The sequence below is a fragment of the Sulfitobacter sp. OXR-159 genome (assembly GCF_034377145.1).
Lineage (GTDB): Bacteria > Pseudomonadota > Alphaproteobacteria > Rhodobacterales > Rhodobacteraceae > Sulfitobacter.
In genome coordinates this window covers 61140-83737 of the sequence record NZ_CP139710.1, presented here as the reverse complement: position 1 = coordinate 83737, position 22598 = coordinate 61140, and the positions used below count along the sequence as shown (strand labels likewise).

The following is a 22598-nucleotide window of genomic DNA, read 5'->3' as shown; positions in this document are numbered from 1 at the left end:
TGGGGGCGGGTCAACTCTATAGGGTGCTTGGCTTCAAACGCTTCAAAACTTTGCCTCGGTTACAGCAGTTGCGTTAGACTAATCCCTCCACGACTTCAGCCAGTTTAGCGCGCCAATCTGGCGGCTGAATGCCAAAGTCTGCTTCCAAGGAGGTGCAGTCCAGCCGAGAGTTCAAAGGTCTCTGCGCTGTTGTGGGATACGCGGAGGCGGGTATGCCGGAGACAGCCACATTTTGCCCTGAGCAGGCAAATATTTCGCGCGCGAAGCCTGCCCAGCTTACGAAGGGCGCTCCGGCGAAGTGATAGGTGCCGCCGCCTTGGCCCGCGATCATTGCTTCAGCCATTTTGAGTAAGGCCTGTGCAATAGCGCACGCAGGGGTCGGCCCACCGATCTGGTCATCCACCACATTCAACTGGTCGCGCTTTTGTGCAAGCTCAAGCATGGCAGTCACAAAATTCCGGCCCGTGGCGGAGAATACCCAAGAAGTGCGCAAGATTGCATGCGCTCCTCCTGCAGCGCGGACCGCGGCTTCTCCCGCGGCCTTGCTGCGCCCATAGGCGTTTAGAGGGGAAACCGGGTCTTCGGGGCGCCAGGGATGTTGCCCGCTGCCCTCAAACACGTAATCTGTTGAAACATGTAAGAACGGGATAGAGGCGTCAGCGCAGGCACGCGCCATGGCCCCGGGAGCTGTTGCGTTTATGGTAGTGGCCAGCGCTTCTTCTTCCTCAGCGCGATCAACCGCCGTGTAAGCTGCAGCGTTAATCACCGCTGAGGGCTGTGCGGCATGTATTGCTGCTGCACATGTATCGGGTTTTGTCAGATCGGCAGCTTCTCGATTGAGGAATAGTGCATCTGGCGCGCTTGAGCGCAGCGCCGCGGCGAGTTGCCCTGTTGAGCCGAAAACCAGCAGGCTCATGCGCGGCCCAGCCGATTGCCGACCCCGTCACGCTGTTGCAGCGCTTGCCACCATTCGGGATTGTTGAGGTACCACGTCACCGTACGGCGCAAGCCCTCCTCAAGGGTCACGGAGGGTCGCCAGCCGAGTTCTTCTCGGATGCGACTGGCGTCAATCGCATACCGTGCATCGTGACCGGGGCGATCCTCGACGAAGGTGATGAGATCGGCATAGGGGTGGTCCGCTGGATGCAGCTCATCCAACAGCGTACAAATCTGACGCACCAGATCAATGTTGCGGGCTTCGGCATTGCCACCAATATTATAAGTCCGCCCGGGAGCGCCTTTTGTGAGAACTGTCAGCAGAGCGTTGGCGTGATCATCGACGTAGAGCCAATCGCGCACATTCTCGCCCGTACCATACACCGGGATTGGCTTGCCCGCCAAAGCGTTGAGGATCACCACGGGGATTAGTTTTTCGGGGAAGTGATGATGGCCATAATTGTTGGAGCAATTGGTGATCAGAACCGGTAAGCCGTAAGTTTCGCTCCAGGCACGCACGAGATGGTCGGAGGCTGCCTTTGAAGCTGAATAGGGGCTATTGGGGGCATAGGGGGTCTCTTCGGTAAAGTATCCTTCGGTGCCGAGACTTCCGTATACCTCGTCAGTCGAGACGTGGTGAAACCGGAAACTGGTTTGGCGGCCATGCGCCTCCCAGTACGCCCGCGCGGCTTGCAGCAAGGAATATGTGCCAGTTACATTTGTATCGATAAATGCCCCAGGCCCATCAATGGAACGATCGACATGGCTTTCGGCCGCAAGGTGCAGCACCGCATCGGGCTGGTGATTGGTAAAGATCTGCGCCAATGCCTTGCCATCTCGGATGTCAGCATGTTCGAAGGCATATTCAGGCATACCTGCGACATTATTCAGGTTATCGAGGCAGGCGGCATAGGTTAGCGCGTCTACGTTCACCACCGCATGCCCTCTGGTCAACGCAAGCCGCACCACGGCAGACCCGATAAAACCGGCTCCCCCGGTGACCAGCAACTTCATGAGGGGCGCTCCCAGGTAAAATGCGCGGCGTGCTCTGCGAGAAGAGGCGCTGTTGCGTCTTTATCGGACAGGACCGGCGCGCCTCCTTCAAGGCCCCAATCAATGTTGAGCGCAGGATCGTCCCAGCGGACGGCCGCATCGCACTCTGGAGCATAGGTATCGGTGCATTTGTAGATGATTTCAGTCATCGGCGCGCGGGTGATGAACCCATGCATGAAGCCAGCCGGGATCAATAGTTGGCGGCCATTCTCAAAGCTGAGCTCAACGCCAACCCACTTCCCAAAATTTGGTGAGCCATGTCGGATATCTACTGCCACATCGTAAAGCGCTCCTCTCCCACAGCGCACCAGCTTTGTTTGGGCATGGGGAGGGGTTTGGAAATGCAGGCCGCGTAAGGTGTTGGGCGCCATCGATAACGAGTGGTTGTCTTGCACAAAGTGATGATTGATCCCGGCGGCGGCCAATGTTTGAGCATTCCAGCTTTCGCTAAAAAAGCCGCGTGCGTCCCCGTGGCGGGTTGGGGTCAGGATCAATACGCCAGGCAGGGACGTTTCTTCTATCTGCATCATATACCCGTTACTATAATCGACCTTATCTGCGTTTTTACGCGCTCTTTGATAGATGCAACAGCCCTTGGCGTTGAGCTATGCTTGCGGGTTTTTTTAGGCGGCACTCTTTGCGTTTTTAGTACTGGAAGCCGTAAATGCTCTTCAGGGCATTGTCGCACTTAAAGCGCGCTCAAGTTCATTCCGGCGTGTCTTCGGCTGTGCGCCTGCTGCGATATGCGGTTAGCTGTGTTTGGCGTACCTTCTGCAACATGCTTTGCAAAGACGTCCAATCTTCGAGAGACATGTCACCGCGTGTGACAGCGTCTACCTCTTCCCCTACGTCTTTTAGAGCCGTCAGGAGCGGGGCTGCTTTCTGGGTGACCTGAACTATTTTGGCGCGACGGTCATTCGGGTCAGCGCTGCGGGACACCAGGCCTGCGGCCTCAAGATTTTTCAAAACGCGCGCGGCGCTCATTGCCCCAAAGCCCGTTAGATCGCTTAGTTTATTTTGGTTCAAGGGGCCGAAGCGGGCGATATTTGCCAATGTTCGTGCTTCACTTGGGGTGATGCCGAGTGCGGCTTTCTGTATTTTTCGCTCAAACTCCAGTCGCAATATGCGAGTGATATCAAGTAGTAAGAATAGGGTGCTATTGGAGTCTATGGGTTGCATGAAGGGCCTTGGTCGTTTGTCGTCCAGGCAATACTAAGAGAGGCATATGAATTAAAGCTGTTCCTAAGCCTCAGCCAAAGTTGCACCGTCACATTCTGTCACGATCCTACTTTTGGCACCAACCCGTTGTTTGCCGCCGGGGCGCAAAGCGCTTTTGTGATGTGTTGCGCCAACTCTTCGACGTGAGGGGGGTACAGCATCGTAATGTGGCCGCCCTTGACTTGGATTATATCAAAGCCGGCTTTTGCAACGCTTTTCCAGCCAAGTCCATTTGCGAAGACGGCCTTGGCATCAAAAGGGTCGTCGGCTTTGAAGATGGTGAGCTTGCGCGGGTAAGGGGCTGGTACATAATTTGAAATGGCCAGTTCGCTTAATGCGACAAACTGGGCAACAGAGCGCGCTTCATCGTAGGCAGGAGGTCCTTCCGGGCCGGCTTCTTTTAGCCTGGCCATCTCTTCAGCATGAAGCCTTTCGCCGCGCCGTTCTTGCTTAAGCTTGTCGAGATAGGGTTTGCCTTGTTTGAGAAGGTTTTTGAAATGCACCCATCTATGCCCGAGGCGGCCTTTCCGGATGCGCCCATCAGGTCCGCTGGCATCAAGGAATATTAGGGCCTGCACATCGCGGCCTGCGGCGAGGAGTTGCTGAGCCACTTCAAATGTAATGAAGCTGCTGACCGATACCGCCACAAGGGAGACTGGCCCTTTGGGCCGATGCTGGTTGATCTGCTCTACGTAGAATGCGGCTAAGGCTTCAACCGTTGATGGCAGTCCTTCTTTGCGTATCCCGATTGTAATGCCGAACAAGGGTTGGTTGGGGTTCAGTGCGTTCGCCAAAGGTAGGAAAAAGGAATTGTTCTCTCCCAATGCATGTATCGCGTAAAGCGGCGTGCGCCCTCCTTTAGGCTGTAAGGGGATGACGCAGGATCGATCCTCGGCTTTGGTTGTGATCAGCTTTGCGATGCCAGCCGGGCTTGGATCTTGATAGAGCAAGCTTGGGTCAACGGGCGTGTCAAAGGTCTTCTCCAGAAGGGTGTTGAGGCGCAGAATTGAAAGAGAATTGCCACCGAGATCAAAAAATGAGCTGTCTGCGGCAACGGGGCTGGTTTCCAGTACAGCTTCAAAAAGTTCTGCTATCCGGCGGGTATGGGGGCTGTCGGTCTTGAGTTGTGTCTCTGGGCTCTGAACCGCGTCTTGGGGGATCGGGAGGGCTGCCACATCAATCTTGCCCCCTGGGGTGCGCGGCCAAGTTTCTACGTAAGAGAGGTCTGGCAACATGTGGGGAGGAAGTTTTTGAGAGAGATCGGCTTGGATGTCTTGTTCTGAGGGTGGGGCCGTTGCACGGGCCGCAGAGTACCAAGCCACCACTCTTCCAGTCTTGTCATCTGGTACAGCAACATAAGCACGTGCCACGTCGCGCCGCTCTTCTAACAGGCTTTCGATTTGATTGGGATCGATCCGGAAGCCCCGAACTTTGAGCTGACGATCCATCCGCCCAACAAAGTTCAAAAGCCCGTCTTGCCAGTACACCCGATCCCCGGTGCGGTAACTGCGTCCCGCTAAAGTGCCCTTATGGGTTTGGAAACCTGTGCGCTTCGCATCCTCATCAATCACATAGCCTTCGGCGACAGCGGGGCCGGAAATGCAAAGCTCGCCTTGAGCCCCCATTGGAGCGAAAGACCCATCGGCGGCCAGAACCCATGCGCAGGCGTGTGCAAGCGGGCGACCGATCGGAACAGAATGCCGCAAAGGGCGATCATCCGTTACTTCATAAGCCGTGCACGTGATGGTGGTTTCTGTAGGGCCATATCCGTTGATCCATCTGACCTTAGGCGCGATATCGCGCCACCTGCGCAAGATCGATAGGGGGACGCGCTCACCTCCTACGATGACCATGCGCAGATGAGGCGGCACAAGGCTATCATGGGTTTTTAAGAAAAGGGTAAGCTCCACCCAGAAGCCCGTTGGTAGGTTGAGCAAAGTTATGCGATGTGTCTCGCAGGCTTGCAGAAATGCTGAGATAGATTGGGACATTTCAGGGCTGCGGAGCAGCAAAGCGGCCCCAGAAAGAAGCGTCGGAATGATCTCTTCGATCGCGACGTCGAAGCTGAGGCTTGCAAACTGCAAGACCCGATCTTCAGGAGATAGATCGAACAGCTTAGTGACGGCTGCGGCATGAGCGGCGAGAGATGCCTGTGATACCACAACACCTTTAGGGCGCCCTGTGGTGCCGGACGTAAATAGAATGTAGGCGTTCCGGTGCTCGCTCATATGGCCGCGATCTGGGGCGGACGCTTGGCGCTCTTGCATTTGTTCGTAGCTTAATGCCAGCGTCGCCAAATTGAACAGCGGAGCGTCGGGATCTGTTAGAATGATTTTGGCGCCGCTGTCTTTTGCCATGATGTCGAGAGTTGTCTTCGGATAGGTCGGGTCCATCGGCACAAAGGCCGCGCCTGCTTTCCAAATCGCGAGAATGGCCACCACGAAGGCCGGGCTGCGTGTGGCGCAGATGCCAACCACATCGCCGTGCGCGATCCCCCGATCTATAAGACGTTGGGCGAGCGCATTGGCTGCTGCATCAAGCTCGCCGTAGGTTAGTTTGCCGCCCCCAATCCGCTCTAAAGCCGTGCGGTCAGGCCAGTGAGTTGCTTGTCGTTCAAAGGCGGTGATGCAACAGGGCTCAGATACTCTTGTATCTGTTGCGCTGGCGAGGAATTCGAGACGCTGCCTCTCGCCTTCATCGAGCATGGAGAGCTGGGCCAACTGTGTTGTCGGGGGGGCATGCGCCAGCTCGCAGAGCAGGTTCTTTAAGTAGCGGGCCAGGCGAGGGGCTTGGGGCACCTGTTTGCCGTCATACTCCACCTCGAGCCGCAACGCCTCATCTTGATAGGCCGCGACAGTAAGGGGAAGGTCATCCTCTTCATGCAGCTCCACGCGGCGGTGTTGCCATGCGTCGCCATAGTCTTGCATGCGCACATCAAGAGAGGCTGTCTCGAACATTAGCGAAGATTCAAGCAATGGTTTGCCTGGTGGAACATTCGTAAGACGCCGCAAACCTGCGAGCGGTGTATGTTCAAAGGGGCGTATCTCAAGCTGACCTTTGCGGACGCTACGCAAGAGCGTGCCGATGGATAGGTCTTGGTCCAGCTTAACGCGAAAAGGGACCGTAACGATGAAGCACCCAAGGGCAGTTTTGGTGTTCTCAAGCAGGTGTCTTCCGCTGAGAGTCATGCCAAAGACAGCATCCGCGCGGCCTGTAAATCGCGCAAGCACAATGCCCCAAGCTGCGCAAACCACTGTGCTGAGGGTCACACCCGTGGCTTTTGCCAAGGAAACCAGAGCTTTTGTTTCGTGCGTAGTTAACTGCTGGGTCAGTGTCTCTTTACGACCTGGCTTTTGGCGAAAATCAATGAGGCCCGTGTCACCCTCCCAGTCTTCAAGGGTTCGGGCAAAATAAGCTTCTCCCGCGGCATGATCCAAAGCTTCCGATATAGCGCAGTGATGCAAGAAGACGTCGTTTGAAACCTCAGGCGCAATAGGCGAAGGACGCCCGGCCTCTATGGCCTCATAGTTGATAAAGGCCTGAGCCAATAGAGGAGCGAAGCTGCGCCCGTCGAGCAAAGCGTGCGGGAAAGACCAAACTAAGATACTGGAGGCCGGCCCGGTCCGTATTAGGGTGAGCCGAAAGCAGGGGGCTGCGTCGAGCGGGCAGCCTTTGGCGCGGTCAGTTTCCAGAAATGCTTGAAGCTGTTGGCGTATATCATCCGGTGAGACAGGAGCCCAATCGAGCGTTTCGACGGCCACATCTTGAGGCGTCGCTATATGCTGTGCTGGAGGTGCTGCTCCCCGTGAATGTATCGCCAGCCGGAGGACGGAAGACTGTTCAACGAGACTTTGAAAAGCCGCCACAAGGATGTCGGGGTTCAAGCATTCTTGAGCAAGGTGGCAGACAATTTGTTCAAGATATAACCATGGCCGCTTTGAAGATGCGGCCACCATAGCCTCTTGAACAGGCGTCAAGGGCACGGACTGGGTTTGGAAATACACTCGTAAAATCTCAACGTTTAATATTGACCAGCATAAGCGCATTGCGCCTAAAAAAGAACACAATTTCTACGTGATGACCGCGCAGGGGGCATTTTTATATAGCTGTGCGCCGCCGGATGCCTCTTGGCTGAATTAGAGGGTCAGCGCAAAAGCATGGCTCAGCATGGCCGGGAGGGATGGCGAGTATGCATATGTTTAAAAGGGAAAATGCGATCCTGAGCAGCTGAGGCTGGCGAGGCGTACCGGGGTGTGACGGCCGCGGGCATATCCTGGGTGTCAGCTTGCGCCACAGTCACTGGAGCGGCAGTAGTTTGTACAGCATAGGCTTTATCTAATGCTGCCAAGTGGTGCCCTATGGTAAATGTCATCGAGGCCGTAAATGCGCCTGTGATGATCGCGCGGAGGGTCCGCCCACCCGACGCGCGCTTGTTCGAAAAGATGTTCATTCCCTCGCTCCCGGCCGCTCGCTTAATAGGGGAATGTGGGGAAATTAAGGCCTTGAAGCTTATTGATATTTTTTAAAAGCCTCACCTCCAGCAGGGTCGGCAACGAAGTCAAAGAATGCGGCCGCGGGATGTGCGGCGTGTAAGCGTTCAAACAAGTTTCGTGCTTCAGAAAGCTGAGAAAAGATTTGTTCTGCAAGTGCAATATATACGCTTTCTTGAGGTTCCCCTTGTGCAACGCAGACCACGAAGTCGCCTCTTTCTGCCGCAAAGCGGTAGGTTTCATTGTCAGGGCTGAGCTCAGCAAGGAGACTGGCAGGAACCAGATCGATCCTAAGACTTTGAGAGTAGAAATTCGCGATCTTTTTAAACACTGGGCCAGGCACCTTTTTGCATAAGATCACATTATGAAATGGGCGACTTATCCGCAACGTGCGTCAAAGAAACAGCGGACTGCGGACGTTCGCGGCCATACCGCTCGACAGCCGCCTATCCGCTCGATGAAGAGGGCGTGCGGAAGGCTACCTATTAGCAAGCTTGCTCAAATCGCGGTCATTCGGAGGCGGCCTTTGCCCTGCACTTGACACGGACCATCAAACCGAAACGGCGCGCATCTTCGGCGCCGCCTGAATGCGAAGGGGCTATTCATAGCCCCCAAAGAATCGCATAGAGACCATCCATCACCTTGTGTCCCTCTTCCGCAGAAAGCTGATGGACTGGGTCAAGGTGGCGTATTCGATTGGCCTCGACGGTGAGTGGCATGTGGGTTCGAATGCGAAAAGCGCTACTCGCAATTTTTGTATCAACGGTGAGCTTCGACAGTGGCGGAAGCTCGTCGTTTGGCAAGACCGGCAAAAGGACGACTGTGTTTAGATCTAGTAAATGATCGGCTTGAACAACCAGGTAGAGATCACCAGCGATTTCGAAGATGTCAAATTTTTGCATCGGTCCCTGGGTGGTTTAGGGCCAAATGAGCGCCTGGGACGCCGCTGCTTTTGATCTGCTCTGCTTCATCGGCAATCGCAACTTCATTCTCGCGGAACCATGCAGCAGCGCGCTTTTGAGGGCTTCCAGCCGCCATATCCGCGGCAACAAGGGTTTTGATGTAATCGGTCGTGCTTGTGCCTCGGGCAGCTGCCCACGCTTTTAGTTGTGCTTTTTCATCAGGGTGCAGTCTTATTGTCAGATTGCTCATGAGGCCTCCAGCATCATTATGCACTAACGATATACATCTGGTGTCAGTGCGCTTCAAGTTGCGAATATGTTTCGGCTGCCGAATGTAGCTCCCCATCACCCGCGCGCAGAGCGCAGCTTGGTATGTTTCGGTTTAATAAAGCAAAAAGCTCCTTCGGTTCGGTGGATTGGAGAAAGCCAGTCGGTCGGGCAGATATCTTGGCAAGAAGGAGCTCCTCTTTTACGGCGTCTTAATTCCAGGGAAAGTTCTCCGCTAAAACTGCTGATTGGTCGATGCGCGCCCCATAAACCCCTGCCAGAGTGCCAAGCAATAAACCATTGCTACGAGTGTTCAGTACGGGTTGCGGCCACCTAACCGTTTGGGTGTATCGTTCTAAAAGTGTGCCCCCTTGTTGATCGGCTGAGCGAGCAAAGGAAGTTGCTATGGAGAACTATCGTGCGCACCGCGGTGCTGAGACAGCAGATGCGAAAGCAATGCGCGATAGGGCTAATCACACATTGATACATCTGGTCGCTGTGATGGAGGCGGAGTTTTTGGCGCCAAAGCAGTTGCGGCATCTGCCCGAACAAGCGCGTCCTGAGCAGGCTGTGAGGGATATCCCACCAAACTGGTTCTCGAAACCTTTAGCCGGGGTGGACTGGCGCGCTTTGGCTGCAGAAGCGCGCTGCGAGATCGAAAGCTATGATGAGCTGCTCTTTTGCTTGCACGCCGTGCGGGAGTTCAAAGCCCAAGCAGCCGTACTGAACCCATGGTCGAGCGCAGGTAAGGATGGGCTACTCTCACCTGAGAATTTCAAAGAGCAGATGCGAAGCGAGATACAAAGGCTGCAGGCGACTGTTGCCATGATCGCACTGGGGTGTGACGCTTTGCCCGTTGCGGCACCTCTTCCAAGAAGAGAGCAAGATGAGCCTATGCTGTCAGGTCTGCGAAGGCCTTACGTTTATCAGTTTAGGAGCTCTGTAACGGAAGCGTTTATCAAGAGTTGGAGGTGGAAGGAGGCTCTGCTTATGGCCTCTGAAAGCTACGCCTCAGGCTATATCCCGCGGCTGTTGGTTTTTGAGGATGTTGGAGCCTCCGCTTTGCTGCGCTTAAGCATTTCTAATTTAACCTGAGGCATAGCCGGCAGCCTGAAAGTAGTTTGAACACTCCTGCGGGGAGTACATTGCGCAGATATCACCAAGGGCTTCGAACACCGAGGTGAATGATCGCGCACTGATGCGTCTGAGGTGAGACTTCAATTTGGAGAAAGCCAACTCAATTGGGTTCAGGTCTGGCGAATATGGCGGCAGATAGAGGAACCAGCATCCATGGGCCTTGAGCGCCGCCGCGGCTTCTTTGTTGCGATGCGTCGCGAGGTTGTCGAGAACGACTGCCGTGCCTGGCGCGATCTCAGGGATCAGGACCTTTTGGACATAGGCCGCGAAGGCAGGGCCATCCATCGCGCCTTTGATCACCCAAGGTGCGATCAGGGCCTCATGTGTCAGCCCCGCAATCAGGGTTTGGGTTCCCCAACTGCCGAAGGGCGCATCCATCTTCAGGCGCTCGCCACGCGGGGCCCATCCGCGCAGCCGGGTGAGGTTCGTTTTGACCGCTGTTTCGTCAAGAAAGACAACGCGTTCCGGCATCCGCGCAATGGCTGGCAAACGGTGTGTGAACCAGTCCTCACGTCGTCGCCTCACCTTGGCACGGTGACGTTCGGTAGCGACCAGTGACTTTTTTTGTGCGTGAACCCGAGGCGCTTTAGCAGATGCCCGATAGCAGAGTGCTGGACCTGCAGTCCGGTTGCATCAGCAAGCGCATCACGCAACTCAAACAATGTGATATCAGGGTCTTGAGCAATCAACTCTTCGAAAAAACCAACATGGGGTGCCAATTTCCCTGACCCTTTTGGACGACCCTGTACGGCAGGATCAGCCCGGCCCGTCGTTTGGATCTGATGCCGCCACCGTGCGCCCGTTGCCGGCGACAGCTTCAAGCGCGCTGCCGCCGCTCGCCCGCTTAACCCTTCCTCAATATATCTTTGAAACCGTGCCCGTAGCGCTGATGGCAAAGGTGCTGACATAGTTCATCCTCCCAAACAGGATGAATCACAATCAGACCAGTTTGGGAATCCCCAGCGATTCAGGTTTTGTTAGAAACGCTTTTGGAGAGGTCTTACGCCAAGTTTGGCGGTAAGGTCTTCTCTGGCGAGGTGGCGTGGGAGCATGTCGCTGCAGGGGCGGGCGAAGATATACAGCGTTTCATAGCGCGTTATTGTCGTGATCCATTTGCGCTTGTGCCTGCTATGCGTCCAGCCCCGCTCTGGGAAGGAAAGTTGGATTCTGAGCGCCCGTCGTGGACAAAAACAGCCCTCCAAGGCCGCTGTTGAGTGCCGCGGACTGTTTAATCTTTCCTTGAGATTCCCACGATGATTTGGATCGCACTGGAAGTGTTGGGGACCAGATTTATGGTCGGGGGGCGGCTACTCCATCAGTCCTGCGTTGCGCGCTTTGGGCACAGAAAGTACAGTAGGGGTGCTCATCTGCGCGGTCATTGTGTTATGGACGGGGCGAGGGGATTAGAGCCGCGGGGCAGGACAAAGGCCAGTTTATTCGGGCGCTGTGGCCAAACGAATGTGTGTCTGGGTTCATGGGCAGTAGAATGATTGGTGTTCACATTTTTTAGTGAAGTCTTGTCTAAGTGATTGCATCACGCCATATCATAACGACGAGTCAAAGGTAATGTTGGCTCTGGATCAGCCTGCGCAGAAGGCTAAAGCTTATGACGAGGAACTGTAAATGCGCTTTTATGTCAAAGCTTTGTGGGATGAAGACGCGAAGGTGTTCTACTCTGAATCGGACATCGTAGGCCTCCACATTGAGGCAGCTACGATTGCCGAGTTCATTGAACTGATGGAAGATTTAGCGCCGCAGATGGTGTTGGATAACCATGTTACCAAGCAAGACTTAGCCAAGAAGTCGCTGATTGATATGGTATCGTCCATTATCTTCCAGCCGCCAAGTCACGGTTCGTTTGCCGCTGCGTAATGGTCAAGGGCTTTTATAACGACGTTGTTGAGTTGCTTGCATCTGCTGGCTATAAAATGAAAAAAAGGTGGGAAAGGATCCCACGAAAAATGGAAGCATAAGAGCCGGCCTACTTTGACGGTGCCGCGAAATATGCTCAGCAAACACACGGCCAACAGCATTCTCAAAGATGCAGGTCTGCCAAAGCTCCCCTAATTTCTGTGCCGAGCGCGCCATCGGGTTGGCAGAGAAATTTGACGTTTGAGGTCGGCCAGCTTGCACGTGCCTACTGGCGCCTGAAAATTGTCTGTAGCCCTGCCCCGCAAGCTTTCGGCGACCGGAAGCCAGCACCGATGCATCAACGATGAAGTTGGGCGTATCTTCACGCTGCGCCACTGAGGTGGTATTCCCGGTGCCTCTGTCGCGACCCATTAAGATTCCCACGATGATTTGGATCGCACTGGAAGTGTTGGGGTGCCAGATCTATGGTCTGGTAAGAGCACACCAGAATGCCGTCCATTTTTGACCCGCAAGGATATTTTTATGCCTCATGTTGTTCACCCGATCCTTTTGGCTGGCGGCTCGGGGACGCGGCTTTGGCCGCTATCGCGCAAGAGCTATCCAAAGCAGTTCGCAAAGTTGATGGGGGACAGCAGCCTGTTCCAAGCGTCTGCGCAGCGGCTGAGCGGAGAGGGGTTTGCGCCCCCGGTGATCCTGACGGGGGCTGACTTTCGCTTTGTTGTTACCGAACAACTGGCGGCTGTTGAGATTGCGCCTGCAGGCATTCTGATTGAGCCTGAGGGACGCAATACGGCGCCAGCAATCTTGGCGGCGGCTTTAAGTCTGGAGGCCAGGGCTCCCGAGGCGCTGATGTTGGTTGCGCCGTCAGATCATGTGATCCCCGACGCGGCAGCCTTCCGAGCGGCGGTGCAGGCTGCGACTTCTGCCGCGCAGGACGGTCAGCTTGTTACATTCGGTATCCGCCCGGACCGCGCAGAGACGGGCTATGGGTGGCTTGAGATGAGCCAACCAAGCGCAGATTTTGAGGCCGTGCCGCAGCCGCTTAAGGGTTTTGTCGAAAAGCCTGATCTCGCGACGGCGGAAGTCATGTTTAAGGGGGGACAGTATCTGTGGAATGCAGGTATTTTCCTATTCTCGGTCAAAGCGATCATCGCTGCTTTTGAAGCCCATGCCCCTGAAATGCTCGCGCAAGTGCGTCTCTCAGTGGAGCAGTCTGAGCAGGATCTTGGCTTTACGCGACTGGCACCGGAGGCTTGGGCACAAGTTGCCGATGATTCAATTGACTATGCGATCATGGAAAAAGCTGAGAACCTGACCGTGGTTCCCTACAGCGGCGCTTGGTCTGATTTGGGCGGCTGGGACGCTGTTTGGCGTGAGGCTGGACCGAATGAGACGGGTGTGGTGACCACATCGTCGGCGACAGCGATTGATTGTCACGATACCCTGTTGCGCGCGGAGGACCCACAACAACAACTGGTTGGTATTGGCCTGAAGGACATTATTGCGGTGGCGATGCCTGACGCGGTGCTGGTCGCGCATAAAGATCGGGCTCAGGACGTTAAGAAAGCGGTGGCTGCATTGAAGGCCAAAGGGGTGGCGCAGGCGGAAACGCTGCCGCGCGATTATCGGCCCTGGGGCTGGTTCCAGAGCCTTGTTGTGGGTGGCCGCTTCCAAGTTAAAAAGATTTCAGTGCACCCGGGCGCGGCCTTGAGCTTGCAAAGCCATCATCATCGCTCGGAGCACTGGATCGTCGTGGAGGGTACGGCAAGGGTGACCATTGGAGATGAGGTGAAACTCGTAAGCGAAAACGAGTCTGTCTACATTCCGTTGGGCGCAACGCACCGTATGGAGAACCCTGGCAAGGTCCCGATGGTTTTGATCGAAGTACAAACCGGCAGCTATCTGGGGGAGGATGACATCATTCGTTACGAAGATGTTTATGCGCGCGGGCAGGGGGCAAAGGGTTAACTTTGGCTCTAATTGGTTTGCCTAAACGAGATAGAGAGGTGTGCTTGGAGGCTGGTTTAGGCCTCTAAGCGCACGGCTTTGGCAGGCGGAATGGCTTTACTGAAATCAGACCGGGGGCTATAGGTTAAACTCCTTTACCTTGGAGGGGGTTCCCATGGTTCGAACAATTTTAGTTAGCAAGTACATCCAAGTTCAGGGCGCTTTTGTCCGGGCCTTGAAGAATGGCAACATCATTGTGTGCACCGGAAATGGGCAGTTTGAAGGACGGCCCATCTGATCTGGCGCTTTTGGCATCACATGTAGTGTTTGCAGTCACCGAGCATCCCGATGTGGCCGCAAGGCCGCATCTCATCGGTTTCTGGATCATACATCATTGGAAGCTCTCCTTTTTTATAGGGAGTGCAGGCGGAAATTAGGAGTATGGCCGCAAGAGTAATATACTTCATCTGTTCACTTCTTTGACGGGTTGTTCGAGTACTTTTTGTCTGGCTCTAATATACAAGTTTAATTTTTAGCGAGCCAAGGGGGAACCGAAGCCCATCTGGGACTATGCCCGCAGAGGCTTGTGACCTGTGCCTCTTGGGGCCCGCAGTATTGATTCCAAAGCATCTAGGAACGACAGGGTGCCAAAATATAAAGAGATGACCCTTGGGGAAGCCCCATTGGACCCCGAAATGCTATCAGAAGTGCTAGAGTGCCTTGAGCAGATGGGGATAAGGGACATCTCATCCACTCCCCGTCTGGCTGGATGTATTATGTCTGATGCAGCGCTTGTGATCCGAGCGCTTGCAGATCGGGCGAAGGTTGGCGTTGAATGAGGGGGTAAGCCCGTGACGGTTTGGTGCTGCGCTCTCAGTGTGTCGAGGCTGGATTGATTTTGGGAGAAGATTGTGGCCCGGCTAACTTGGAAAGAAGCTGATCGCGCGCGAGGGGCAAAGAGCTGGCTGCTTCGCCCTATTTGTTGGATACTAGGCCATGGTTTTTACCAAGCGGATGGTGAAAGCTGGGTGGATGCCACTTTGGTCTGTCCCAGATGTGGGCAGAAACATTCTCGGTAAGGAGGCCCCTGTGCGAGTATACCTCGCCTCTCTTCAGCAGTGTATAGGTGCCGCAAACTGGCCTGCTGCTCTGTGTCTTGCTCTTACTCTCCCCGAAATGGCCAGCGCGATTGAAACCCCTGAGATCGAGGCGCGGCAAAGGTACGCCAAGTGGTTTGATCGATGGGTGGGTGAGAAGTACCGGACAGGTCTTTTGTCGGGGGCGCGTAGGTTTCTGTCGGGCTCTGATTGCTACGCCCTAAAATGTGCCGTGCTCTATCAGGATGTAGATGCTGGGTCGGCGCATGGCCGCACCTATATTCTGGATCGGTATTGCTTTACATCGAAGTCAGAGGACCATTGCACCCATAAGGGCGGGGTTCTTCAACTGGCGATATGTCACTTCTGCGAGGATGTCGTGGCGGGCTGTGCAGCGTGGTTAAGTGCTGCGGAGAATGACCCGCGTAAAGCGGCGCGGCTAAAAGCAGGGCTTGGACTTACAGGCGTGAGCTGAGGCCCACATAACTTAAAAGCTATGGTGGTAGCGGATCGCTAGGGTTTCTGATCCGGGGTTCGGACTTTTAAGGCGGGCATTGGATTTGTGGTCGAGTGCCAATGATACGCGGCTGGTATCATTGAGCTTATACCCCAATCCGATCAGTGTCCGGAACTGCACTTTCCCATTGAGGGGCGTCCCATCGGTGCCTTTGGTGTAAAAACCTGGCATGAAGCTGCCCTCAATGAACCAGGGACTGTCGCTCAATTGCCATTGGGCAGATAGGCCTGCGCCGATGAAGATGTCCCGATCGTTGTCGATCTGTGCCGCGATTGCATAAGAATAAGCGGCTTGGCGTCCTTCAATGAAGGGGGAGGCATGATACTCTGCGACAATAGCAGGGGCTGAAGTGTTGGTATGCTCCAGTACGTCATCCAGGCCCAAGCCAAGTACCACTTCGCCGCTATATGCAGCAGAGGTCGAAAGCATAAGGAATAGGGCGGTGGTCAAATGCTGCATGAAGGAGGCCTAGGTTCGAAGAGGTGCAAGACCACAGCTACGGGTAAGTCGCTGGACGATATAGATAAACTTATCCGCTTCTTACAAAGGCCTGGCTATAGTTGTTTGTATGCGACACTGTATGTCCCCGCGGCTGTGACAGAGAGCTGACTGTCGTTGCGGCACAGAGGCACTGATCCACGCATCGACGGTGAGCTTCTCGGCTTTAGCGGGCTATGCTTCTCTTCGCTTAACTTCCTCGCAAGCCTTGAGCGCTAAGATCTGAACTTATTTAGTGAGATCGCCTGCAATCTTAAGGCTGCGCCCTGCCGCCTCGGCAAGGTAGGCGTCGTGAATGGTTTGGGCAATCATCGGATCGATGGCCCCGTACTCTGCCATCAGTTCTTGTATGTCGTCATATGATAAATCAGAAAATCGGTGAGCATTCAGTCGATTATAGCCCTCGACAAAATCACTTAAGCAATATTCGGCCATCTTCTCCCTCCCACAGGTTTAAAGCAGCATAGGGGAGTTTGCTGCAAAGCATAAGTCATGCAAACGTGCGAGGTCTTGAGCCCCAGTGGCAGAGCGCGAAGTGTTCAGGTTTGCAACGAGCGCAGAAACTGCCACCGCATAGTCTTGGCTTTTAGGAAAGATGCGGCGAGCCGATCCCTAAGTAATTTTAGCGTGGCTCTAAAAGCGCTTCTTCGGCCGCTGGTGGGGCGTTATCATTGTGGTGTATGGCCATGCCTAGCAAGTGCGCGACCAGCTCCAATACGAGCGGCTCGTTGTTGCTGTTCATTGTTACACCCGGATCGCTACAGACAGCAGATACTTTCATCACAACTCCAAGTTCATCGAAGCTTTACGGTTTGATCTCGTTGTCCTTCAAAATTGGGGTCGCATGGAGGCGGTCTTGTGAATTATTCCTCTATAATCAGGCGTTTTTGCCTCTGTGCCGTCACATTTATATCTTCGAGCTGAAGCTGCTGTGATGTCTCGATGAGGTGGGGGTGTCCCGTCCAGCCCGTCTTGAAGTCACCTCTTTTAGGGCGGTGAAGGTTAAGCTCACTTATCCGCGGATGCGGGAGCAGCTTGCTGTTATGGCTTGGCTTTGCATCGATGGCTGAGCGATCGTCAAACCCTTCTGCTCAAAGCGGCTCATGTCGCCTATGGTCAAACATCAGGCGCAAAATTGAGACACTGCTCCTGCAGATATTGGTATCTCTAAGTAGGCCTTGAAGTAACAGCTTCTTCGCATAAGGTGTTGTTTGTAGAGAGCCTTTTAATGAGGCGCTCCCGGTCAGCCTCGGAGACTTCACTGTATGTCGTTGAATGCCAAGAAAGACGTCACTCCGATTGCTGACGGATTTTCACGGCCCAATCAGACAGCGCCCACCGATTGGAGTGCTTATTCATCGGCTTATGATCTTCTTTCGATGCACAACCCTGCCTATCAAGCGCTTATGCAGGATTTCTCTGCATTTTTTGCAACGATAGAGGTGCCGCAACGGATTTATGATGTCGGCGGGGGGACTGGTAACTACACGGAAATTGCAGCCCGCGCCTATCCTGGCAGTGAAATATACCTCATCGAGCCTGATACATCAATGATCCGGTCCGCGCGGTCTAAGCTGGCTGGGTCGTGTCGCGAAGGTGGTGGAAATTCGAAGGTGGCGTAATCTCCGGGTGACTTGAACCCACCCAACCGGCGGCAGCAACCGCCAGGGAGATCACGCCATGAAGAACGATACCGACACTGCCGCGCTTTCGCTACTGTCCAATGAAGCGGGCCATGATCCGATCGAGGATCGCTTGCGGGAGAATATCCGCGCTACGATCGAGGCGGTTTTCGAAGAGGAGCTGGAGGCGTTTCTGGGGCGCTGCCGTTATGATCGCCGCCCCGGCAAACTCACGGGCTACCGGCACGGCCACCGGGAGCGTCAGCTGATCGGCACATTTGGGACCGAGACGATAAGTGTGCCGCGCGCCCGCGCCGTCGATGAGGCTGGCAAGACCACGGAATGGCGCTCGAAGGCGCTGCCGCGCTACCAGCGGCTGACCAAGAAGGCTGAAGCCCTCATCGCTTCGGTCTATCTGGCCGGCACCAACACACGACGGGTGAAGCGGGCACTGTATGGACTGTTTCAGGGCGCGGTAAGCAAGGACGTGGTCAGCCGGGCCTGGCGCAAGGTGAAGGTCGACTGGGACGCCTGGGTCGCGCGCGATCTGGCCAATGAGGACATCGTCCGGCTGATCCTCGACGGCACGGTGATCAAGACACGCATCGGCAGACGCGCCACGAACATCTCGGTGCTGGCGGCCATTGGCATACGCCGGGACGGGCAGAAGGTGCTGCTTTCGATCATGAATATGGGCGGTGAAAGCAAGGCTGCCTGGGCCGAGTTTCTCGGCGATCTCGATGCGCGTGGCCTGAAGCGACCGGAATTTGTCATTGTCGACGGCGCGCCAGGGCTTGAGGCCGCCCTCGTCGCGCTCTGGGGCGAGGACCTGCCGATCCAGCGCTGCACCGTTCACAAGCACCGCAATCTTCTCGGCCACGCCCCGAAACGCATGCAGGACGAGTTGACCGAGGATTACCGCGACATGATCTATGCTGACGATGCGGGCGAAATCGACAAACGTCGTAAGGCGTTCCTGCGCAAATGGCGGCTGAAGTGCCGCGCGGTGGCGGACAGCCTGGAAGAGGCCGGTGACCGGCTATTCACCTTCACGCGGCTGGACCCATCGCAGTGGAAATCGGCCCGGACGACAAACGCCATTGAGCGCCTGAACGAGGAGTTCCGCCGCCGCATCAAGACCCAGACCGTGCTGCCCTGCGCCGAAACCGTGCCGATGCTCCTTTGGGCGCTGATGGCATCGGGCCAGATCCAGATGCGGAAAGTGGACGGTTGGGAAACCTTGGCTCAGCCCATCGCTCCAATCAGCCTTGACCTCGCGGCTTGATCAGGCCCAAATCCCCATGCTCGGAGAACGCCGCCGGAGAATTTCCACCAGATTCGAGACACCACCGCTGGCTGCATATGACAATATACGCTTTCACAATCTCGCGCTCGAAGACGTCAAAGGAACAGACGCTTGCGACCTCGTCATCTGCGTTCACGCTCTTTATGCGATGCCAGAGCAAATACAGCGGCTTGGCGATCTCCATCGTTTACTAAAGCCGGGCGGTTACCTTTATCTCATCGACCTTGGTCGGCGGATGAACGTGGCAGATTGGCGCAAGTATCTGTTTTCAGAACTTAGGCGAAGGCATGGCTTGATCGGAGCTCTGCGAATTTTCTGGCAAGGGCGTGAGGTGGCCAAACAGAACAAGGCGATCTGCGAAGCACAGGAGAGCGGTGCTTATTGGATGCACAGCGCAGCAGAACTTGTATCGGCAGTCCGCAACGCCGGTTTCGAGGTTATCAGCCAAAAAACCGTATATCGTGGCTACAGCGACCTTCTTGTATGCCGCGCAAAATGATGAGCCATGAGCAGGGGCCCTGAGATGGATGAGCAAATTGTTACTGCGCTAAAACAGGTCCGCTATCGGGTTATGACGGACAGTTCTGATCTCGAAGCAATATACCGTCTGCGCTACACATGCTATCGGGCTCAGGACACGATAGCGCAAAACGAGTTTTGTCGCATGACGGACTCGTTTGATGAGACGGCCAACTGTGTCCATGTCGCCGTTCAAATGGACGGTGAAGTTTTAGCCGCTCTTAGACTTCATCTGGTCTCCAAATTATCTCATGTTTCTCCTACCTTAGAAGTTTTTCCTGAGATTTTGGACCGTGTAGAGGACGGGCAGACGGTGCTTGATCCAACACGTTTCGTGATTTCTCCCGATGTTCGTAAAAGTCGTGTGCCATTGCACTTTCTGGCCTTAAGAATTCCGTTCCTCGCGGCAATATTTTACGATATCGATTGGGCATTGGCGCCTGTGCGCGACGAGCATAGTGCGTTTTATCGGCGCTATCTTGGCTACAAACCAGAGTTGAAGGCGCGTTTTTACCCAGGTTTAAGCAAACCCGTGCAGCTTTTGGTCGCGAACTTTCGTGAGCAGCGCGAGGCGGTTTTGGCGCGCACGCCGATTTTTGGTCCGGTGGGCGAGTTCCCGAACGCCAACATCTCTTTTCCTGATCTTTCAGAAGTCTATGCACCTTCCCCACGGGGGCGTTTTAAGGTGGCTTGATTGCCCGTTTTGGGCGTGCTCTGAGCCTTTCGGGGGAGACCGGCAACATCTGCATCGGGAAGGTTTTGCCGATGTATGCCTATGCGCTTTCTTGTGCTAAACATTTGCTATTAAGTGACAAAATTTAAACATATTAATGGCGTAGCGCTAAGCGTCAGCAATATGGCCCGAGGTTAGCGTGAAGTCCCCGAGTGTGTTCCGCGTGTTCCGTATCGACTGGTTCAAGCCGGATGGACGTGAACAAAACATCAAAGATTACATAGCGCTTGCCAACCAACTTGTCTGGCAACGGCAGGGTAGCTTTTTTGCGGCAGCTGTTTTGGCTGCGATTTATTTTGATGCACTAACAATATTTGCTTTCTACGCGGTTGTCGTTGTCACTGAGGTGCTCGATGTGCTTCTTGGGCGTCAATCTAAGACGTGGGATGGCAAAGACCCGGTGAGGGGCCGGCGGATTTTTATACGCATCGCCATTAATACCGTTCTAAGTGCATTGGCGATCTCTGCGTTCATCATCAGCATCGCACATCAGGAAACCTCAACCGGACACTTTACGTCTCTGTTTTTCCTGTTCTCTGCATCCGTCTTTGCGTCAATGTACAATAGCCAGATGCTGTTCATCTTGGTGTTGCGTCTGTCGATCTATGGCTGCGCCTTTTTGTACATCGCCCTTTTGGATGTGGTGAGATACCTGCCGCCATTGAGTTCTCCCATTTGGCTGCAGTTCTGGACGATTATATTCGTACTCTACTTCATCGCTGATATTTCTTTGAAGTTCTACCTCAGCTACCAAAGACAGCAGAAGCATATGAGCTTGATCGAGGAAGAGAACGAGGACACCAAAGCTGCTTTAGAGGTAAAGTCGAGGTTCTTGGCTATCGTAAGCCATGAACTGCGCACGCCCCTGACTTCGATTGTCGGCTCCCTTGAGATCTTGAGGAGCGAGAAATTCGGCGCTCTCCCTGATAACTTAAAGCCAGTTCTCAACATCGCTGCCAGAAACAGCGCGCGGCTCACATCCTTGGTCGAAGATCTGCTCGACCTACAGAAGCTAGAGGCTGGGGAGATGAAGCTTTACTTCAATACCATAGATGCAAATGATTTAGCTCAAGAGGCGGTCGAAGCCATTTCGGGCTATGCGAGCAAGGTGGGAGTTGAGGTTACATCTTCGTTTTGTGATGAGGGCTGCGATATCTCCGGCGATCGCGGCCGCCTGATACAGGTCCTGAACAACTTACTGTCGAACGCACTTAAGTTCTCTGAAGACGGCGGCGCGGTACATGTGCATGTGGAAAAGCTGGGAGAGAAGATCCGTATTTCGGTTCAAGACGAAGGTATAGGTATACCTCAGGGCTCTGAGGAGGCTGTGTTTGGTAAGTTTAGCCAAGTGGATGCTTCAGACATCCGTAAGGTTGGCGGCACGGGGCTTGGCCTTAATATTAGTAAGCAGATCATTGAGCGGCATGGAGCGCGCATCGATTACGTCAGTAAGCTTGGTGTGGGGTCAGTCTTCTTTGTCGAGTTTGACCGGGTAACGGGCAAGGATGGTTCCGACGCGGCTAGGCAGGCGGCCTGAAATTGTAACTCGCTTGCGTTGGTCTGTAGCTAAGCCATCATACTAAAGCCTACGTGCGGTGGTTTTTGAGGCTGTTGTGGGCCTGCGGTTGCATCGGAGCCGGCGAGCAGTTCAATCGACGTAGAGCTCTGATTTTGCCCCCAATGCTTGCGCATTTTGTGCAAAAGGGTGGCGTGTCTCGCATCCGGCCGAGCGCTTAAGGCTTACGCAGCTTGTTCCAGCCCAAGAACCCTATCGCTGGATGCTTTCCAAATAGACCAGTAACCCCGCGAGTTCACGTGGAGTGGGTGTAAGGATACCATTGATCTCAACCGGTACCGTATCATGTGCCATAGCCCCGCCGAATTGCGGCATATCGCGCGCCAATTCGCGTTGCTCGGGGTGGCCATAGACATAGCTCAGAGCCCGCGCGCGCGGGAAGCTGCCCCCATTCTTGCGGGCAAGAAGTGTCAAATCCGTTGGCGCGGTATCGAGCGTTGATGCCAGGGGACCATCGCCTTTTGCGGACATGCCATGACACGCAACGCAGTTTTCCACATAGAATTTGGCCCCATCTGGCGCTTCGGGCATTGAAGGCGCTGTGCAGGCCGCCACCACAATGCCAAGTGCTGCCACTGAGAATAGGGGAAGTTTAAGGGGTGGCATATCGGTTCCTCTCGGTGTCGGTGCAAGTCAAGCGCTTCAACCGTAACTGCTACGCTGCGCATTGAACATAGCGGCATAGAGACCTTCTTGCTCCATGAGTTGTGCGTGCGTGCCTTCTTCGACCACGGTCCCTTCATCCAGCACATAGATATGATCTGCATGGGTTACGGTAGAAAGGCGGTGCGCGACCATGATCGTGGTTTTGTCTTTTGAAAGCTCTTGGATCGCGCCGCGGACCCTTTCCTCGGTCCGCTGATCAAGCGCGGAGGTGGCTTCATCAAGCAATAGGATAGGTGCGGAGC

24 protein-coding genes and 1 pseudogene are annotated in these 22598 nt (G+C 54.7%); 9 read left to right on the top strand and 16 right to left on the bottom strand.

The window, feature by feature from the left end; all coding sequences use genetic code 11:
* Positions 1-73: 73 nt before the first annotated feature.
* From rfbD to T8A63_RS20360, 8 genes are all read right to left on the bottom strand, one after another.
* Positions 74-916, bottom strand: a complete 843-nt coding sequence (rfbD, locus tag T8A63_RS20395; RefSeq protein ID WP_322346600.1) for a dTDP-4-dehydrorhamnose reductase — start codon at positions 914-916, stop codon at positions 74-76.
* Positions 913-1950: a dTDP-glucose 4,6-dehydratase gene (rfbB, locus tag T8A63_RS20390; protein WP_322346599.1), complete on the bottom strand. Its 1038-nt coding sequence runs from the start codon at positions 1948-1950 to the stop codon at positions 913-915. The genes rfbD and rfbB overlap by 4 nt, the downstream gene beginning before the upstream one ends.
* Positions 1947-2516 carry a dTDP-4-dehydrorhamnose 3,5-epimerase gene (gene rfbC / locus T8A63_RS20385; protein WP_322346596.1) on the bottom strand — a complete coding sequence of 190 codons (570 nt, stop codon included), beginning with the start codon at positions 2514-2516 and terminating at the stop codon, positions 1947-1949. The genes rfbB and rfbC overlap by 4 nt, the downstream gene beginning before the upstream one ends.
* A 178-nt stretch (positions 2517-2694) precedes the next feature.
* Positions 2695-3168, bottom strand: a complete 474-nt coding sequence (locus T8A63_RS20380; protein WP_322346594.1) for a MarR family winged helix-turn-helix transcriptional regulator — start codon at positions 3166-3168, stop codon at positions 2695-2697.
* 98 nt (positions 3169-3266) lie between these two features.
* Positions 3267-7160 (bottom strand): amino acid adenylation domain-containing protein, encoded by a 3894-nt coding sequence (locus T8A63_RS20375; RefSeq protein ID WP_322346592.1) that lies wholly within the window; start codon positions 7158-7160, stop codon positions 3267-3269.
* 556 nt (positions 7161-7716) lie between these two features.
* The gene (locus T8A63_RS20370; protein WP_322346590.1) at positions 7717-8028 is read right to left on the bottom strand and encodes a hypothetical protein; all 312 of its coding nucleotides are present in this window, start codon (positions 8026-8028) and stop codon (positions 7717-7719) included.
* Between the two features lie 271 nt (positions 8029-8299).
* Positions 8300-8599, bottom strand: a complete 300-nt coding sequence (locus T8A63_RS20365) for a CcdB family protein (RefSeq protein WP_322346589.1) — start codon at positions 8597-8599, stop codon at positions 8300-8302.
* The gene (locus T8A63_RS20360) at positions 8586-8849 is read right to left on the bottom strand and encodes a hypothetical protein (RefSeq protein ID WP_322346587.1); all 264 of its coding nucleotides are present in this window, start codon (positions 8847-8849) and stop codon (positions 8586-8588) included. The genes T8A63_RS20365 and T8A63_RS20360 overlap by 14 nt, the downstream gene beginning before the upstream one ends.
* A 422-nt stretch (positions 8850-9271) precedes the next feature.
* On the opposite strand from T8A63_RS20360, the gene T8A63_RS20355 reads away from it, so the two are divergent.
* A complete protein-coding gene (locus T8A63_RS20355; protein ID WP_322346585.1) occupies positions 9272-9961 on the top strand; it encodes a hypothetical protein in 690 nt (229 codons plus the stop codon).
* On the opposite strand, the gene T8A63_RS20350 is transcribed toward T8A63_RS20355, so the two are convergent.
* The 3 genes and pseudogenes from T8A63_RS20350 to T8A63_RS22465 form a co-directional block, all read right to left on the bottom strand.
* Positions 9953-10528, bottom strand: coding sequence for an IS630 family transposase (locus T8A63_RS20350; RefSeq protein WP_322346217.1), 576 nt, complete (start codon positions 10526-10528; stop codon positions 9953-9955). The genes T8A63_RS20355 and T8A63_RS20350 overlap by 9 nt on opposite strands.
* Positions 10525-10722 carry a hypothetical protein gene (locus T8A63_RS20345; protein ID WP_114294110.1) on the bottom strand — a complete coding sequence of 66 codons (198 nt, stop codon included), beginning with the start codon at positions 10720-10722 and terminating at the stop codon, positions 10525-10527. Before T8A63_RS20345 ends, T8A63_RS20350 begins: the two co-directional genes overlap by 4 nt.
* Positions 10723-10821: 99 nt before the next feature.
* Positions 10822-10911: pseudogene (locus tag T8A63_RS22465) on the bottom strand (transposase); the annotation flags it as partial.
* Positions 10912-11626: 715 nt separating this feature from the next.
* Here T8A63_RS22465 and T8A63_RS20340 point away from each other — a divergent pair.
* The 3 genes from T8A63_RS20340 (at position 11627) to T8A63_RS20330 (ending at position 13843) form a co-directional block, all read left to right on the top strand.
* Positions 11627-11875, top strand: a complete 249-nt coding sequence (locus T8A63_RS20340) for a DUF1902 domain-containing protein (RefSeq protein ID WP_322346583.1) — start codon at positions 11627-11629, stop codon at positions 11873-11875.
* Between the two features lie 114 nt (positions 11876-11989).
* Positions 11990-12070, top strand: a complete 81-nt coding sequence (locus T8A63_RS22460) for a hypothetical protein (protein WP_416153264.1) — start codon at positions 11990-11992, stop codon at positions 12068-12070.
* Positions 12071-12397: 327 nt separating this feature from the next.
* Entirely contained in the window at positions 12398-13843 is a 1446-nt protein-coding gene (locus T8A63_RS20330; protein ID WP_322346580.1) for a mannose-1-phosphate guanylyltransferase/mannose-6-phosphate isomerase, read from the top strand.
* Positions 13844-14136: 293 nt separating this feature from the next.
* On the opposite strand, the gene T8A63_RS20325 is transcribed toward T8A63_RS20330, so the two are convergent.
* From T8A63_RS20325 to T8A63_RS20315, 3 genes are all read right to left on the bottom strand, one after another.
* A complete protein-coding gene (locus tag T8A63_RS20325) occupies positions 14137-14289 on the bottom strand; it encodes a hypothetical protein (protein WP_322346579.1) in 153 nt (50 codons plus the stop codon).
* 1117 nt (positions 14290-15406) lie between these two features.
* A complete protein-coding gene (locus tag T8A63_RS20320; RefSeq protein ID WP_322346578.1) occupies positions 15407-15895 on the bottom strand; it encodes an acyloxyacyl hydrolase in 489 nt (162 codons plus the stop codon).
* Positions 15896-16162: 267 nt separating this feature from the next.
* Entirely contained in the window at positions 16163-16369 is a 207-nt protein-coding gene (locus T8A63_RS20315) for a hypothetical protein (protein ID WP_322346577.1), read from the bottom strand.
* An 830-nt stretch (positions 16370-17199) separates the two neighbouring features.
* On the opposite strand from T8A63_RS20315, the gene T8A63_RS20310 reads away from it, so the two are divergent.
* The 5 genes from T8A63_RS20310 (at position 17200) to T8A63_RS20290 (ending at position 21651) form a co-directional block, all read left to right on the top strand.
* On the top strand, positions 17200-17556 hold the full coding sequence (locus T8A63_RS20310; protein ID WP_322346575.1) for a hypothetical protein: 357 nt from the start codon (positions 17200-17202) through the stop codon (positions 17554-17556).
* A gap of 58 nt (positions 17557-17614) precedes the next feature.
* Positions 17615-18841 carry an IS256 family transposase gene (locus T8A63_RS20305; RefSeq protein WP_322345894.1) on the top strand — a complete coding sequence of 409 codons (1227 nt, stop codon included), beginning with the start codon at positions 17615-17617 and terminating at the stop codon, positions 18839-18841.
* 16 nt (positions 18842-18857) lie between these two features.
* Positions 18858-19361 carry a class I SAM-dependent methyltransferase gene (locus T8A63_RS20300; RefSeq protein ID WP_322346574.1) on the top strand — a complete coding sequence of 168 codons (504 nt, stop codon included), beginning with the start codon at positions 18858-18860 and terminating at the stop codon, positions 19359-19361.
* 24 nt (positions 19362-19385) lie between these two features.
* A complete protein-coding gene (locus tag T8A63_RS20295) occupies positions 19386-20075 on the top strand; it encodes an N-acyl amino acid synthase FeeM domain-containing protein (protein WP_322346572.1) in 690 nt (229 codons plus the stop codon).
* Positions 20076-20277: 202 nt separating this feature from the next.
* On the top strand, positions 20278-21651 hold the full coding sequence (locus T8A63_RS20290) for a HAMP domain-containing sensor histidine kinase (protein ID WP_322346570.1): 1374 nt from the start codon (positions 20278-20280) through the stop codon (positions 21649-21651).
* A 231-nt stretch (positions 21652-21882) separates the two neighbouring features.
* Here T8A63_RS20290 and T8A63_RS20285 read toward each other — a convergent pair whose 3' ends face one another.
* The gene (locus T8A63_RS20285; RefSeq protein WP_322346568.1) at positions 21883-22296 is read right to left on the bottom strand and encodes a cytochrome c; all 414 of its coding nucleotides are present in this window, start codon (positions 22294-22296) and stop codon (positions 21883-21885) included.
* A gap of 36 nt (positions 22297-22332) precedes the next feature.
* Entirely contained in the window at positions 22333-22581 is a 249-nt protein-coding gene (locus T8A63_RS20280; protein WP_322346610.1) for a hypothetical protein, read from the bottom strand.
* Positions 22582-22598: the final 17 nt, after the last annotated feature.